Source organism: Pedobacter lithocola, from assembly GCF_042650845.1.
In the GTDB taxonomy this organism is placed as follows: Bacteria; Bacteroidota; Bacteroidia; order Sphingobacteriales; family Sphingobacteriaceae; genus Pedobacter; species Pedobacter lithocola.
This window is the reverse complement of record NZ_JBHSBW010000007.1, coordinates 58,748-72,082: the sequence shown is the minus strand read 5'-3', so window position 1 is coordinate 72,082 and position 13,335 is coordinate 58,748. Positions and strand designations below refer to the sequence as shown.

General features: G+C 35.9%; 14 protein-coding genes. 9 read left to right on the top strand and 5 right to left on the bottom strand.

Annotation, left to right across the window (positions count from 1 at the left end; genetic code table 11):
• Positions 1-311: 311 nt before the first annotated feature.
• Entirely contained in the window at positions 312-944 is a 633-nt protein-coding gene (locus tag ACFOWA_RS02745; protein ID WP_378981547.1) for a Uma2 family endonuclease, read from the bottom strand.
• Positions 945-971: 27 nt separating this feature from the next.
• On the bottom strand, positions 972-2,933 hold the full coding sequence (locus tag ACFOWA_RS02740; protein ID WP_378981545.1) for a heavy metal translocating P-type ATPase: 1,962 nt from the start codon (positions 2,931-2,933) through the stop codon (positions 972-974).
• A 682-nt stretch (positions 2,934-3,615) separates the two neighbouring features.
• Here ACFOWA_RS02740 and ACFOWA_RS02735 point away from each other — a divergent pair.
• Both ACFOWA_RS02735 and ACFOWA_RS02730 read left to right on the top strand, forming a co-directional pair.
• Positions 3,616-5,652 (top strand): M13 family metallopeptidase, encoded by a 2,037-nt coding sequence (locus ACFOWA_RS02735; RefSeq protein ID WP_378981543.1) that lies wholly within the window; start codon positions 3,616-3,618, stop codon positions 5,650-5,652.
• A gap of 242 nt (positions 5,653-5,894) precedes the next feature.
• Positions 5,895-6,671 carry a DUF2625 domain-containing protein gene (locus tag ACFOWA_RS02730; protein WP_378981541.1) on the top strand — a complete coding sequence of 259 codons (777 nt, stop codon included), beginning with the start codon at positions 5,895-5,897 and terminating at the stop codon, positions 6,669-6,671.
• A gap of 44 nt (positions 6,672-6,715) precedes the next feature.
• Here ACFOWA_RS02730 and ACFOWA_RS02725 read toward each other — a convergent pair whose 3' ends face one another.
• Complete coding sequence (locus ACFOWA_RS02725) at positions 6,716-7,177, bottom strand: SRPBCC family protein (RefSeq protein ID WP_378981539.1); 462 nt, start codon at positions 7,175-7,177, stop codon at positions 6,716-6,718.
• A gap of 134 nt (positions 7,178-7,311) precedes the next feature.
• Positions 7,312-7,650 (bottom strand): MmcQ/YjbR family DNA-binding protein, encoded by a 339-nt coding sequence (locus tag ACFOWA_RS02720; RefSeq protein ID WP_378981537.1) that lies wholly within the window; start codon positions 7,648-7,650, stop codon positions 7,312-7,314.
• Positions 7,651-7,787: 137 nt separating this feature from the next.
• Between ACFOWA_RS02720 and mnmD the strand changes: the two genes are divergently transcribed.
• The 6 genes from mnmD to ACFOWA_RS02690 all read left to right on the top strand — a co-directional run bounded on the left by mnmD (position 7,788) and on the right by ACFOWA_RS02690 (position 12,003).
• The gene (gene mnmD, locus ACFOWA_RS02715) at positions 7,788-8,450 is read left to right on the top strand and encodes a tRNA (5-methylaminomethyl-2-thiouridine)(34)-methyltransferase MnmD (protein WP_378981535.1); all 663 of its coding nucleotides are present in this window, start codon (positions 7,788-7,790) and stop codon (positions 8,448-8,450) included.
• A 296-nt stretch (positions 8,451-8,746) separates the two neighbouring features.
• Positions 8,747-9,856, top strand: coding sequence for an AI-2E family transporter (locus ACFOWA_RS02710; protein ID WP_378981533.1), 1,110 nt, complete (start codon positions 8,747-8,749; stop codon positions 9,854-9,856).
• Between the two features lies 1 nt (position 9,857).
• Entirely contained in the window at positions 9,858-10,154 is a 297-nt protein-coding gene (locus ACFOWA_RS02705) for a hypothetical protein (protein ID WP_378981531.1), read from the top strand.
• A 172-nt stretch (positions 10,155-10,326) separates the two neighbouring features.
• On the top strand, positions 10,327-10,776 hold the full coding sequence (locus ACFOWA_RS02700) for a DoxX family protein (protein ID WP_378981529.1): 450 nt from the start codon (positions 10,327-10,329) through the stop codon (positions 10,774-10,776).
• Between the two features lie 10 nt (positions 10,777-10,786).
• Positions 10,787-11,593, top strand: coding sequence for a nucleoside triphosphate pyrophosphohydrolase (mazG, locus tag ACFOWA_RS02695; RefSeq protein ID WP_378981528.1), 807 nt, complete (start codon positions 10,787-10,789; stop codon positions 11,591-11,593).
• Between the two features lie 2 nt (positions 11,594-11,595).
• Positions 11,596-12,003, top strand: a complete 408-nt coding sequence (locus ACFOWA_RS02690; protein WP_378981526.1) for a hypothetical protein — start codon at positions 11,596-11,598, stop codon at positions 12,001-12,003.
• A gap of 62 nt (positions 12,004-12,065) precedes the next feature.
• Here ACFOWA_RS02690 and ACFOWA_RS02685 read toward each other — a convergent pair whose 3' ends face one another.
• Positions 12,066-12,446 (bottom strand): YchJ family protein, encoded by a 381-nt coding sequence (locus tag ACFOWA_RS02685; protein WP_378981524.1) that lies wholly within the window; start codon positions 12,444-12,446, stop codon positions 12,066-12,068.
• A gap of 81 nt (positions 12,447-12,527) precedes the next feature.
• On the opposite strand from ACFOWA_RS02685, the gene ACFOWA_RS02680 reads away from it, so the two are divergent.
• Positions 12,528-13,328 (top strand): tRNA pseudouridine synthase A, encoded by an 801-nt coding sequence (locus ACFOWA_RS02680; protein ID WP_378981522.1) that lies wholly within the window; start codon positions 12,528-12,530, stop codon positions 13,326-13,328.
• Positions 13,329-13,335 lie beyond the last annotated feature (7 nt).

Sequence of the window (13,335 nt, the reverse complement as noted above, 5' to 3'; positions counted from 1 at the left end):
AGCGTGAGCTTGTCGAATACCTGCAACAAAAAGGGTTTTCACTGCAATCCGGTTTATGGAAGTTCTGTCTGCGCTAGAAAATTAGAGCAAGGATAAAAGAGCAATGAATTTAATTAATTGCTAAATAATTCTGGCTAAAGCCAATCGTTTCATTCTAATAATCAGGCAGCTAAGCAGCCTGCGATGAATAGCAATAAGCTTAAATATATCGTTTTGAGCATCATTCACTCGTTTCCGTTGGTTTCAACCAACGGAAAATTAAATTTATCGCCACAGATTAGTTTTGAAAACTTCAATTAATCATTTGCTATCTAATCCAAATCTGCAAAAATATCGTCCAAAGCTAACTCAAAGCCTGGTAAAACCGTTGAAGTTATTTTCTCGCTCAGCGTGAATATTTTCGATGGCTGGAATTTACCAAAATCATTTAAGGTGTAGATTAGAATGCTTTGGTCACTTTGGCTAACTACCCAATATTCTTTAACACCAAACTCTTCATAAACCTTATACTTATTCAGTAATTCCATTTTGGTATTTCCTGGAGAAAGGATTTCTACCACAATATCCGGAGCACCAATACAACCGTGATAATCTAGTTTGCTCTTATCGCAAACAACACAAATATCTGGCTGAAGAACCGTATATACATCTTTATCTTCCTTACTTTCTTTTGGAAAACGGACATCAAACGGTGCAGAATAAACTTTACAAGGTTGTTTTTTAAGAAAATTAACCAATGGGTTAAAAATATTTCGAGATATCTCCTGATGTATTCGGGAAGCCGCAGGACTCATCTTAAAGATTTTCCCTTTAATAAGCTCTACTCGCTCTTCAAAAAGCCAGTTTAAATAATTTGCATAGCTGTAAGTTAACGAAGCATCAACGTCGTTAAATTGCATAACAGGCTCGTCATGTAATTGTGGATATGGAATTGGCTCGCTCATAATCAAATATACTAAAATTCATTCAACCTAAAATTTCATTTTCTGAATTCTAACTGCATTTAAAATGGCCAACAATGCCACGCCAACATCGGCAAAAACAGCCTCCCACATGGTAGCCAAGCCACGCGCACCCAAAATCAAAACTAAAGCCTTAACCGCAAAAGCCAATACCATATTTTGAATAACAACATTTCTGGTGGCTTTGCCTATTCGAATTGCCGTAGCAATTTTCGATGGTTGGTCGGTTTGAATAACCACATCTGCAGTTTCGATGGCTGCATCACTACCCATCGCTCCCATAGCCATTCCAATATCGCTGATGGCCAACACAGGTGTATCGTTTATCCCATCGCCAACAAAAGCTACAACTCTGGTTTTATCTTTCTTAATCTCTTCTAGTTTGGCAACCTTTTCTTCAGGCAATAAATCACCATAAAAAGTATCGATACCCAAAACCCCGGCAACTTTTCTAACGATTGATGATTTATCACCACTAAGCATCACCACTTGTTTAACTCCATTTGTATGAAGTAATTTTATGGCCTCAGCTGCATCCTCTTTAATTTCATCAGCAATTAAAACATATCCAGCATATTTTCCATCTACCGCAACAACCACAATGCTTTCTTCAATATCTACAATTTTTGCATCATAATCAATATTGAATTTTTGTAAAAGCTTAACATTTCCTGCCAAAATCTCTTTACCATTTACGGTTCCTTCCAAACCCATTCCGGCAATTTCTTCTATATTTTCGGCAGGATGAATTTCCTTTTCGCCTGCATAATCAACGATCGCTTTTGCAATAGGGTGTGTAGATTTAGCCTCAACCGCAGTTAAAAAATTTAAAAACTCCTTCTCATCAACATTGCTTTCTATTTTTTGCACCTTAAAAACACCTTTCGTAAGTGTTCCGGTTTTATCCATTACCACGGTGTTTAGTTTGGTAATTAAATCTAAAAAGTTAGACCCTTTAAATAAAATTCCATGTGCTGATGCAGCCCCGATGCCTCCAAAATAACCCAATGGAATAGAAATTACTAAAGCACAAGGACAAGAAATTACCAAAAATACCAATGAACGGTACAACCAGGTTTGAAAATGATAATCGTTACCCAACACAAAAAATGGAACGCTAACCAAAGCCAAGGCAAGAAAGAACACTATTGGTGTATAAATCTTTGCAAATTTCCGGATAAACAACTCGGTTTTAGCTTTGCGTGTTGTAGCATTTTGTACCATTTCTAAAATGCGGGCCAAAGCGCTATCAGCGTAAGCCTTTGTCACTTTTATTTCGATAACCCTATCCAGATTTAGCATTCCTGCCAAAACATTTTCGCCTTTATTAATAGTTTTTGGTTTGCTTTCGCCTGTTAAGGCAGCCGTGTTAAAGCTGCTTTTCTCTGACAGCATTTCTCCATCCAAAGGAATTTTCTCACCTGCTTTAATTTGAATCGTTTCGCCAATTACTACAGTTTCGGGTTTTACGGTTTCGTATTTTCCGAGGCGCAAAACCGTTGCAGCATCTGCTCTTACATCTAACAAGGCAGAAATATTTCTCTTTGCCCGGTTTACCGCAGCCATTTGAAAAAGTTCTCCAATGGTGTAAAAAAGCATCACAGTTACGCCTTCAGGGTATTCGCCAATGGCAAAAGCACCAATGGTAGCGATAGACATTAATGAAAATTCGGTGAAGAAATCTTTCGCTCTAAAGGTTTCCCAAACCTCGCGTAAAACCGGAACGCCAACCGGTAGATATGCTAAAATATACCAATATGGTCTGATGATTTTAAAGGCTTCGACCTTAAATACACTATCTAAAGCAATACCAATCAGTAACATAGTAAGCGTAACTACTGCAGGTAGATAGGTTTTAAATGATGATGGGTCGCCGCCATGGTCGTGCTCCTCGCCCTCCACGTGTACATGTTTATGTTCGGATTGTGGCTTGCTGCAACAGCTATCTTCGTTATTGTGGGTATGACTCATTGTAATTTTTTAAAACTATTTTTTTTGAAAAGCAAAAACAGTAGCATTTAGGTGCCTTTGCTCCCGCCATCGCTACAAATCCTCAGCCAAAGAAAAATTGGCTTGTGGGTTTTTCGCTTTGTCGTGTTTATGGCTAAAATGGTAGCGATACACAAAGTTAGTTAAACCTAACAGCAACGGAAATAATTCTATCTCACAGTAAAAGTTTAATAAAGGCGATATAAAGCTTCCAGGTTTTTGGATTCGCTGGGTTTAAATGGCGCACATAGTAGCAATACACAACGTTAAATAAACCCGATTGCGGCGAAAACCAAAAGCTTTTTCTGCTTTTGTTGCAGCAAAAAGCGGGACTACAAAACCCAATGCAATACTGAACATTCTTTTCTAAATCTTGTAAACCTAAATAGGCACTATTTATAAAATCCGAACTTTATCCTGAATCATTCTTAATAATGAAATTTATCACATCTACACAATAAATTATGTTAAATAATGTTAATAGTGTATAAAGATTAAAAAAATCATGAAATCTCTAAAATTCCATTTTTCTCCTACAGATTTTATTAGGCGTTTAGGCTTAGCTAAAATTTACTACTGGTTTAATAGGTAATATTTCTATTATATAGTACCAGTTTTAGTTTGTATTTGCTAAATTTCGCTTAATTACTAACTTATTAAGCGAATGAAATACCAAAATTTGAAAAGATATTTTGCGGCACTTGGAATAGTTGCGGCAGGATTTTCTGCAAATGCACAAACCACCAAAAAGTTTATCGACCCTGCTAACATGGATTTATCTGTAAAACCAGGCGATGATTTTTATACTTATGCGAGCGGAAATTGGATAAAAAAAAATCCAGTACCTGCAAAAGAAACACGTTGGGGTTCATTTAACGAACTTCGTGATTTTAATATTAATGCTGTTAAAACATTAGTAGAAGATGCTGCCGCAGATAAAACTGCACCTGTTGGCTCTGTTAAACGTAGGGTTGGCGATTTCTTCGCTGCTGCGATGGATACCGTAACCATCGAAAAATTAGGCTACACCCCAATCAAAGCTGATTTAGAAAAAATCAAACAAATAAAAGATATTCAAGGCGTTTTAGACCAGGTTGCGTACATGCGTGTAAATGGTTTAGGTGGACCAATGTTTGGTGTTGGTGTAGGACAAGATCGTAAAAATGTTAATAAATACATGGTTAACATTGGTCAGGGTGGTACAACTTTGCCAGACCGCGATTATTATTTAAAAGATGATACGCGTAGTGTGAAAATTCGTGAGGCTTACAATACCTACATGACTACGCTATTTACCTTAACTGGTAGCAGCCCTGAAGTTGCAAAACAAAAATCAGAAACCGTTTTTAAAATTGAAAAGCAATTTGCTGAGGCGCAAATGAGCCGTTTAGAAATGCGTGATCCTTATGCAACCTACAACAAACTTACAGTTGCAGAATTAAATAAAAAAACCCCTGACATTAACTGGGCAACTTTTTTACCAAAATTTAAAATTAAAGGACAAGATACTGTATTGGTTTCTTCGCCTAAGTTTTTGGCAAGTGTAGATGGAATGTTAAAATCTGTTTCGGTTGCCGATTGGAAAACCTATTTAGAGTGGAATGTTTTAAAAGGTTCGGCTGGAAGTTTAAGTTCTCCGTTTGTTAAAGCAAGTTTCGCTTTTACGCAAGCACAAACAGGACAAAAGGTACAAACACCTCGTTGGCAACGCATGTCGTCTTTAACGGATGGCACAATTGGCGAATTATTAGGTCAGCTTTATGTTGCTAAATATTTTAAACCTGAAGCCAAAGCCCGTATGGATGCCATGATTGTAAATCTGCGTAAGGCTTTCGAAATCAGAATTAATGGTTTAGAATGGATGAGTGCTGAAACCAAGAAAAAAGCTTTAGAAAAACTTGCTGCTTTTAAACCAAAAGTGGGTTACACCACGAAGTGGGAAACTTATACAGGTTTAGAAATTAACAGAAATGCTTACTTCCAAAACTTGCGCAACGCTAGCACTTGGGCATATAATGAAAATGTAAATAGATTAGGCAAACCTGTAGATCGCAACCGTTTCGGTATGACGCCGCCTACGGTGAATGCATCCTACAGTCCAACTATGAATGATATTACTTTCCCTGCCGGGATTTTACAATTCCCTTTCTTTCACCCAAATGCTGATGATGCTTTAAACTATGGCGGTATTGGTGCTGTTATTGGGCATGAAATGAGTCATGGTTTTGATGATAGCGGTAGTCAGTATGATGCACATGGTAATTTAAAAAATTGGTGGACAGCTGAAGACCGTAAAAAGTTTGAAGAGAAAACAAAAGCTCTAGGTGAGCAATTTGATGCTTATACCGTTTTGGATACCGTACATGTAATTGGAAAATTGACCATGGGTGAAAACATCGGCGATTTAGGTGGTTTGAATGCTGCTTACACGGCTTTCAAAATGACAAAACAAGGCCAAAGCAATGAAAAAATTGATGGTTTCACGCCAGACCAACGTTTCTTTTTGGCATGGGCACAAGTTTGGAGAGGAAATATCTTACCAGAAAGTGCAGCACAATTAATCAAAACCGACCCACACTCTCCTGGACCATACCGTACTATTGGTGCCCCGGTAAATATGGATGCTTGGTACACAGCTTTTGATGTTAAACCTGGCGATAAATTATATAAAAAGCCCGAAGATAGAATTAGAATGTGGTAATTAAGGTTGAGGTACAATTCTCAATGCTTAAATACTAAAGATTTTCATCCCCGAGAGGAATATCAAACCTATATTGCGAACGCTCCCGATAATTCGGGAGCGTTTTGTTTTAATACAAGTTCTACTATAATTTCTTATCAAATAATTAAGTTTTTAAATAGTTACTTTATCAATTCAAAAAAATCTCATACTATCCAAAACTATTAATTATCATTATATCTTTGAGTACATAAAACCCAAACATGAAAATCATAATCAAAACCATACTTATCTTCAGTTTATCTTTAGTTTACATAGCATCATCAGCGCAAAATAAATTAATAAGCTTAGATAAATTAATCAATAAAACCGACCCTGCATGGCCGTTGGTAAAAAAATGGATTGATTCTGCTAAAAATAAAGTTGAGGTTTTACCTGTTGATTCTGCAAAAGCCAAGGATGTTTTGTACAATTCACAAATGACCACTTATGCAACGTTGGGTTCGGTAATTTATAATACTGGTGGAATTATGATTGACAATGGCTGGATTAGAATTTTAGGTTCGGGAAGTGAACGTTTAACCAGAGATATTGCAGAATGGAATAAAGGCAAAACCATTAAAGAATACGGCGATAACATTCCTTATTTATTGATTGCTGACGATGCTGTGGGTGGATTTTTCGCCATTAATTATGGTGGTTTAGGGAAAGACATCAAAAACGTGTATTACCTTGAGCCGAATAGTTTAACCTGGCAACCACTCGGTGCGGGTTATGGCGAGTTCTTGGTATTTTGTTTTGATAGCGACCTTTCTAAATTTTACAAAGGCTTACGTTGGAGCACCTGGAATCAATTTATTGCCAACTTGGATGGCACCAAAACTTATAGCTTCCGACCTTATTTATGGGAGGAAGGAACAGATATAGAAAAATGTACCCGTAAACTTGTAGGAATTGAGGAAATGTACCGTTTCAATATTATGAAATCGAAAGAATTAAACGGTGATAAAGGAATAAAGAAGGATGAATCGAAGCAGTAAGTTTGGGGAGCTATTATTATTAAAGCTGATTTAATGAAAATTGACTAATATTTCATCCTAGTCAATTCAACTTCAAGCCTATCAAAATTTTCTTCGTTTTTATCTACCACAAAAGGTTTTATTTTCTTGCACTCCTCCGTTGTTTCAAATAGCATTTTAAAAATGAGTTTGGTTTTATTAACTGAGATTTTCTCAAAAACAGCAACAACTTGAAAGTATGGCTTAGAATGACGTTTCCAAGCGATTAATGATGGTTCATCTATCTTGATAAATTCACATTCGTTTGCATAATTCCCTTTATCGGGCCCGTGCATAATAAAACTCCACTTGCCACCAACCCGGAAGTCGAATGTGTTAAATGTGTTGGTAAAGCCATTCGGACCCCACCAATTTTTAAGATGGTTTGGCTTAGACCAAGCACTGTAAAGAATTTCTCTTGCTACATCAAAAATTCGTGAACTTACAATTTCACTATCAGGAGTTGTGTTTATAATTTCTGTTGGCATAATTCAATGTATTTAATAAAATTGCTTAGGATACCATATCAAACGATTATTAATACGAATAGGTAAACACAAGATTGACACATCATAAATAAAAGAACGATGTTTACATCATTAACTAATTATTCAAATTAAATTTACGAATATTTCGCCTGAATCTTCTTAGGCAGTTTTGCTAACACCATAGCTCTTGATTCTGATACTCTAGCTTTAAGTTCTTTATCATTCAGCACATCCAAATTTTCAACTTGTATCCATTGGCGTTTGGCCAGATGAAAAGCTTGTGCAATTCCATCTCTAGCCGTAAGCGCATCAAATTCGTCAGGATTGCACTTTATGGAAAACCTACAGCCGTTATCAATAGCGATAATGATGTAAATCTTCTCCTCAACCATAAAGCACAAATGCTCCCATTTCATGCCTTCGGTAGTACCTGGCAGACTTAAACAATATTCTCTAAAAGATTCGATATCCATCTTTGGGTTTAGGGTTTAGGTAAACAAACACTAATTTAGCTATGTTTGTAACTCGATACTAAAATAACAATTCTGCACAAAAATCCTGAAAATCTTATAATCCAATAATCCTGTTCAAAAATTTTTTAATCCTGCTAATGAATATAATTACCCTCACTGCCGATGGTTCAAACACACTTTACAACGAAACCATTGGCGAACATTACCATAGCAAACATGGGGCCTTGCAAGAAAGCAAACATGTTTTTATAGAGGCAGGGCTAAAATTTGCATCAGCAGGAAAAAATGAGATTTCAGTTTTGGAAGTTGGTTTTGGTACAGGATTAAATTTCATTTTGAGTTTAGAATATTGTATTTCAAACAACATTAAACTCAATTATACCAGCATTGAGGCATATCCACTTACACTCGATGTGATAAACCAAACTGGCTATTCAGAATATGTATCTGAGCAAACCTGGGCTACCTTTATTGCAAATTACGAAGATGCGTTAAAAGATGAGCAAACTTTGTTACCCTTTTGCAACTTGGAGATTCCGTACAAAACATTAGCTGATTTTGATATTGACAAACTTTTTGATGTAATTTATTACGATGCATTTTCGGTTCAACACCAGCCAGAAATGTGGAGTGATGAAATAATTGCTCATGCTTGCAGTTTCTTAAAACCAGGCGGAACTTTTGTAACCTACGCCATCACCGGGAAACTTAAAAGAGCCGTTAAAGCCAATGGCTTTAACATTGAAAAATTACCTGGAGCACTAGGAAAAAGAGAAATGCTAAGGGCTATGAAAGTGTAATTATTAACCATGATGTTTGGGGATTTTGCAGGAAAACTTAAATAGTTGCACAAACAAAAGTGCCTAAACCCGGGTGCAGCGATACACTTTTATACCGCTTAAGCGTAGCGAAATAGGTATAAAAGGTTTAGCGCAACACGGGACGAACGTTAAAATGAAATGGTAGATTGCTTTTCGAAAATTGTAGAAGTCTTTTTTACACGTAATAATTAGCTTTTAAAATAATCTGCTATATTTAAATGCGCCATTGAAACATTTAGTCGGGCATTTTGTATTTAACAGGATTTAAAACCATTATGAAAGAAAAACTATCTTTTCTCCCGAAACTTGCCCTTGTACTTTTCTGTTTAATCAGTTTAACCTATATCGCGATATTGGGTCAATCGCTATTGGCTCCATTGCTTTTTTCTTTCTTAATGGCAATTTTATTATTGCCTGTTGGGAATTTTTTAGAGCAAAAATTTAAATTTAGAAGAAGTTTATCAACCATAGTTTCGGTAATATTAATGATAGCTGTAATTAGTGGCATCATATATTTCTTCGGCAACCAGCTAAGCGATTTATGGGCAGATTGGCCTCTTCTGAAGCAAAAAGCAAACGTTTCGTTTCACGAACTGCAACATTGGATATCGACTACTTTTAATGTAAATACCGAAAAACAGCTGGCCTACCTAAACGATAGCACCGAAAAGGCTTTAGCAACAAGTGCCACAATAGTTGCTACAACACTAGCAACACTATCTTCTACCTTATTATTTTTAGCCTTTACGTTATTATTTACGTTTTTCATTTTAAATTACCGCAGGGTTTTATTCACCTTCTTAACTTCCGTTTTTAAGCAAGAACACAAAGAGAAGGTTACTGAAATTGTAAATCAAATTCAATTTATCATAAAAAAATACATCATCGGTTTGTTTTTACAAATGCTTATTGTAACTGTTTTAATGATTGGAATTTTGAGTTTATTGGGTGTTAAATACGCGGTATTGTTGGGTTTGGTAGCTGGTATTTTTAATGTTGTGCCCTATCTGGGAATATTTTTCGCCTTAGTAGTAAGCTGCTTAATTACTTTTGCAACCGCCGGAGCCGGCAAAGTTTTATTGGTTCTGGTAGTTTTTATAGGTGTACACGCTTTGGACGGGAATATTTTAATGCCTTTGGTGGTAGGTTCGAAGGTTAAAATTAATGCCTTATTTGCTTTTATTGGTATTGTAGTTGGTGAAATGATTTGGGGAATTTCAGGTATGTTTTTATGCATCCCTTATTTAGCTATTTTAAAAATTATTTTCGATAGGGTTGATACGCTTAAACCGTGGGGAATTTTAATGGGCGAAGAGCACAAACCGGAAAAGAAAAAGCGTGTTTACAGAATCACAAAAAGGATAAAATTAGAGGAAAAAGATTAATATGGCAGAAAATCGCTCTCCGCATATTTTAAGCACATCTGCCAATTTACTGGGCATTTGTTTTATCGTTTTAACCTCTTTAAAAAAGCTAAATCTATCTGATAGTTCGCTAATTGATGAATTTGCCGTTGCTGCAGTTATGTGCTTTATGACGAGCTGTATCTTATCTTTTATATCCATGCGGAAAGGCGAAACTGTTAGTCAGCGGTTAGAGCAAACAGCCGACGTTATATTTTTATCGGGTTTAATTGTACTTTTTGTTGCTACAGTTTTAATCGCCTTTAATTTAATATCGTAGTAAAAACGTCACCCCTTCATCCCCTTTCCTTGAAGAGAGTGTGCAGAGTGCAGCGAAAAAATTACATCAATGAGGTTCAGATATGTCCGGTTCCTGCAGAAAACAAAATTCCATATCGAGCGTTCATGAGAGATGTAAATTTTAGCTTAAATTTGAGCAATATCTAACCTTTATGAAACCCCTCTTCGTATTACTTATCGTTTTCGTAGCGCTATTAGCTTTTGGTAGCCACACCCAATTTGACAAAGGAAACATTTTTGCTGGCAACATTGCCATGAGTGTAATGCTAATCTTTACGGCGATAGGCCATTTCAAGTTCAAAACCAGTATGGCTGCAATGATTCCGCTTTTCATCCCCAAAAAAGTTGAAATTGTGATTTTTACGGGCATTTTAGAAATCCTTTTCGCCATTGGATTAGGTTTCGAAAGCACACGTTATTACACCGGAATTGCATTAATCATTTTCTTGATTGCCATTCTTCCAGCCAATATTTATGCTGCAAAAAATCAAATTAATTACGAAAACCTGCATAAACCTGGGCCAGGATTAGAATATTTATGGTTCAGGATTCCGTTTCAATTCTTCTTAATCGCTTGGGTTTGGTACTTTAGCGTTCGATAAATGATTTACCATGCCGAATAACCCCATTCCAAAAACTGCTCAGCACCCAGCTGATGCCTTCAATCGCTTGCTTACTGTTTTAGATACTTTGAGAACGCAATGTCCGTGGGATAAAAAGCAAACCATGGAAACCTTGCGCCATTTAACCATTGAAGAAACCTATGAGCTAAGCGACGCCATTTTAGAAGGCGATTTGGATGAAATTAAAAAGGAATTAGGCGATGTGATGATGCATTTAGTTTTTTATTCTCGCATTGCTTCTGAAACCAATGCCTTTGATATTACCGACGTTTTAAATGGTGTTTGCGATAAATTGATAAATCGCCACCCGCATATTTATGGCGATGTTGAGGTAGAGAATGAGGAAGATGTGAAACGAAATTGGGAACAAATCAAATTAAAAGAAGGCAATAAATCAGTTTTGGCAGGTGTTCCTACTTCTTTGCCCGCTTTGGTTAAGGCATCAAGAATTCAGGAAAAAGCCCGTGGTGTAGGTTTCGATTGGGAGGATAAAAACCAGGTATGGGAGAAAGTAGAAGAAGAATTGCAAGAATTTAAAGCAGAATTTAACGTAGCGGATAATACCGCTATTGATGCAGATAAGGCAGAATCTGAATTTGGAGATGTACTTTTTTCATTGATAAATTATGCTCGTTTCATCAACATCAATCCTGAAAACGCATTAGAAAAAACAAATAGAAAATTCATTAAACGTTTTCAATATTTAGAAAATAAAGCCAAAGAAAATGGTAAAGCTTTAGCTGACATGACACTTGCCGAAATGGATATTTATTGGAACGAGGCAAAGAAACTTTAATTATGACTTCAGAAATAAACGATAACCAGGCACCTAAAAACCTAATTAATATCATCACTTTTAACATTAGGGCAACGCAAACTGTTGATGCTGGAATTGTGCCCTGGGTTAATATTGGTAAAGCAAATGAAGAAATACTAAACTTAATTGATGCTGATGAAATAGTGATTACCGAACACGACATTATTGTATCGGTTGATTATCCATTATCAAAACCAACATCTTTCCATTTGTTTTCTTCCATCGGTTTTTCAAGAAAGTTATTGTTAATCGAAATCAGAGAAAAATTTATAACCATCTCCAAAAATGATGATGAGGTTTTTGATGTTGCAAGTTTAGATTTGGTTGCTCTTGATGTGTATAAAACCAACGCTGGGAAAATTGAAATTACTTTAGATATCGACGCATAAAATTATACCTCTACAATCCAACCAATCAGGTTTTGGCGGTCCCAAAATGATAAAAGGAAATATTAATAAAATTCTCCATCAACATAATACCATTTCCCATCTTCCAATTTAAAATTAGATTTCTCATGCAGCACCTCTGTTTGAAATTTCTTATTCAGGTAAAAAGCTTTAAATTCTACTGTATCGTATTTGGCATTTACAATTTCCAATTTAAGCCATTTGGTGTTTTTAGCACTTTGTAAGTAAGCATCTTTTGAATTTCCTTTTCTTTTGCTTGGATGAGTTGTTTCAAACAAATAATCACCATCTGCTACTACAAAAGCAGAATATCTAGAACGCATTAAAGCCTCAGCTGTTGGTGCAGTTTTAGTTTTTAAATGATACGGCTGGCAACAATTTTCATATTGCAAAGCACTTCCACAAGGACAATTTAAAATGTTCATGTTTTAAATTGAGCTGCAAATTATTAAATTAATATTCCTGATGCGAAAATTTGCGTAAAATTGCAGCTTAATGAAACACAATTGAGGTACTTCTTTCATATTGCATATCAGGGTCAGCATTTTAGCGGTTGGCAGCGGCAACCCAATGTAAAAAGCGTACAAGAAGTTATCGAGCAAACCCTCTCGAAAATTTTAAAAACCCCAATTACAATTTTCGGATGCGGTAGAACCGATGCTCGTGTTCATGCAAGTCAGTTTTTTTTTCATGCTGATATTCACACCGAGATTGATTTTGACCTACTGTATATTTTAAATAAAGCATTGCCACCAACAATTGCAGTTTTCGATATTATTAAAATGGAAGGCTTACCTCACGCCCGTTTTGATGCCGTACAAAGGAAATATGATTATTTTGTACATACCTATAAAGACCCATTTTTAAACAGCCAAAGTTCGTATTACCACGAACAAAATCTCGATGTACATAAAATGAAAGAAGTGGTAAACCTACTTCCAAGGTACAAAGATTATAAAGCGTTTTGTACGCATCCTGATAAATATGAGCACACCATTTGTAACGTTATGGAAGCTGATTTATTGGTTGATAAAAACGGTGATAGGATTCGATTTTATATCGCAAGCAATCGCTTTTTAGGTAAAATGATACGAATTTTAATGGGTAAAATTTTATTGGTAGGTAAAGGTGAGTTAAGCAAAGATGAGTTTGAAAGCTATTTGATTAATTTAGAAACACCCAAATTATTGCTACCTGCACATCCAACCGGTTTGTATTTATCGAAAGTAACTTATCCATATCTAGATCTTAAACCCCGAACAGAATTTTTAACTGCGAAACAAGGAGCAGATTGGTTTTCTGTTTAATGTAGCG

Bases quoted from the DNA above. Each gene is read 5' to 3' on its own strand.
- ACFOWA_RS02745 (WP_378981547.1), bottom strand. From the start codon at position 944: ATGAGCGAGCCAATTCCATATCCACAATTACATGACGAGCCTGTTATG.
- ACFOWA_RS02740 (WP_378981545.1), bottom strand. From the start codon at position 2,933: ATGAGTCATACCCACAATAACGAAGATAGCTGTTGCAGCAAGCCACAA.
- ACFOWA_RS02735 (WP_378981543.1), top strand. From the start codon at position 3,616: ATGAAATACCAAAATTTGAAAAGATATTTTGCGGCACTTGGAATAGTT.
- ACFOWA_RS02730 (WP_378981541.1), top strand. From the start codon at position 5,895: ATGAAAATCATAATCAAAACCATACTTATCTTCAGTTTATCTTTAGTT.
- ACFOWA_RS02725 (WP_378981539.1), bottom strand. From the start codon at position 7,177: ATGCCAACAGAAATTATAAACACAACTCCTGATAGTGAAATTGTAAGT.
- ACFOWA_RS02720 (WP_378981537.1), bottom strand. From the start codon at position 7,650: ATGGATATCGAATCTTTTAGAGAATATTGTTTAAGTCTGCCAGGTACT.
- mnmD (WP_378981535.1), top strand. From the start codon at position 7,788: ATGAATATAATTACCCTCACTGCCGATGGTTCAAACACACTTTACAAC.
- ACFOWA_RS02710 (WP_378981533.1), top strand. From the start codon at position 8,747: ATGAAAGAAAAACTATCTTTTCTCCCGAAACTTGCCCTTGTACTTTTC.
- ACFOWA_RS02705 (WP_378981531.1), top strand. From the start codon at position 9,858: ATGGCAGAAAATCGCTCTCCGCATATTTTAAGCACATCTGCCAATTTA.
- ACFOWA_RS02700 (WP_378981529.1), top strand. From the start codon at position 10,327: ATGAAACCCCTCTTCGTATTACTTATCGTTTTCGTAGCGCTATTAGCT.
- mazG (WP_378981528.1), top strand. From the start codon at position 10,787: ATGCCGAATAACCCCATTCCAAAAACTGCTCAGCACCCAGCTGATGCC.
- ACFOWA_RS02690 (WP_378981526.1), top strand. From the start codon at position 11,596: ATGACTTCAGAAATAAACGATAACCAGGCACCTAAAAACCTAATTAAT.
- ACFOWA_RS02685 (WP_378981524.1), bottom strand. From the start codon at position 12,446: ATGAACATTTTAAATTGTCCTTGTGGAAGTGCTTTGCAATATGAAAAT.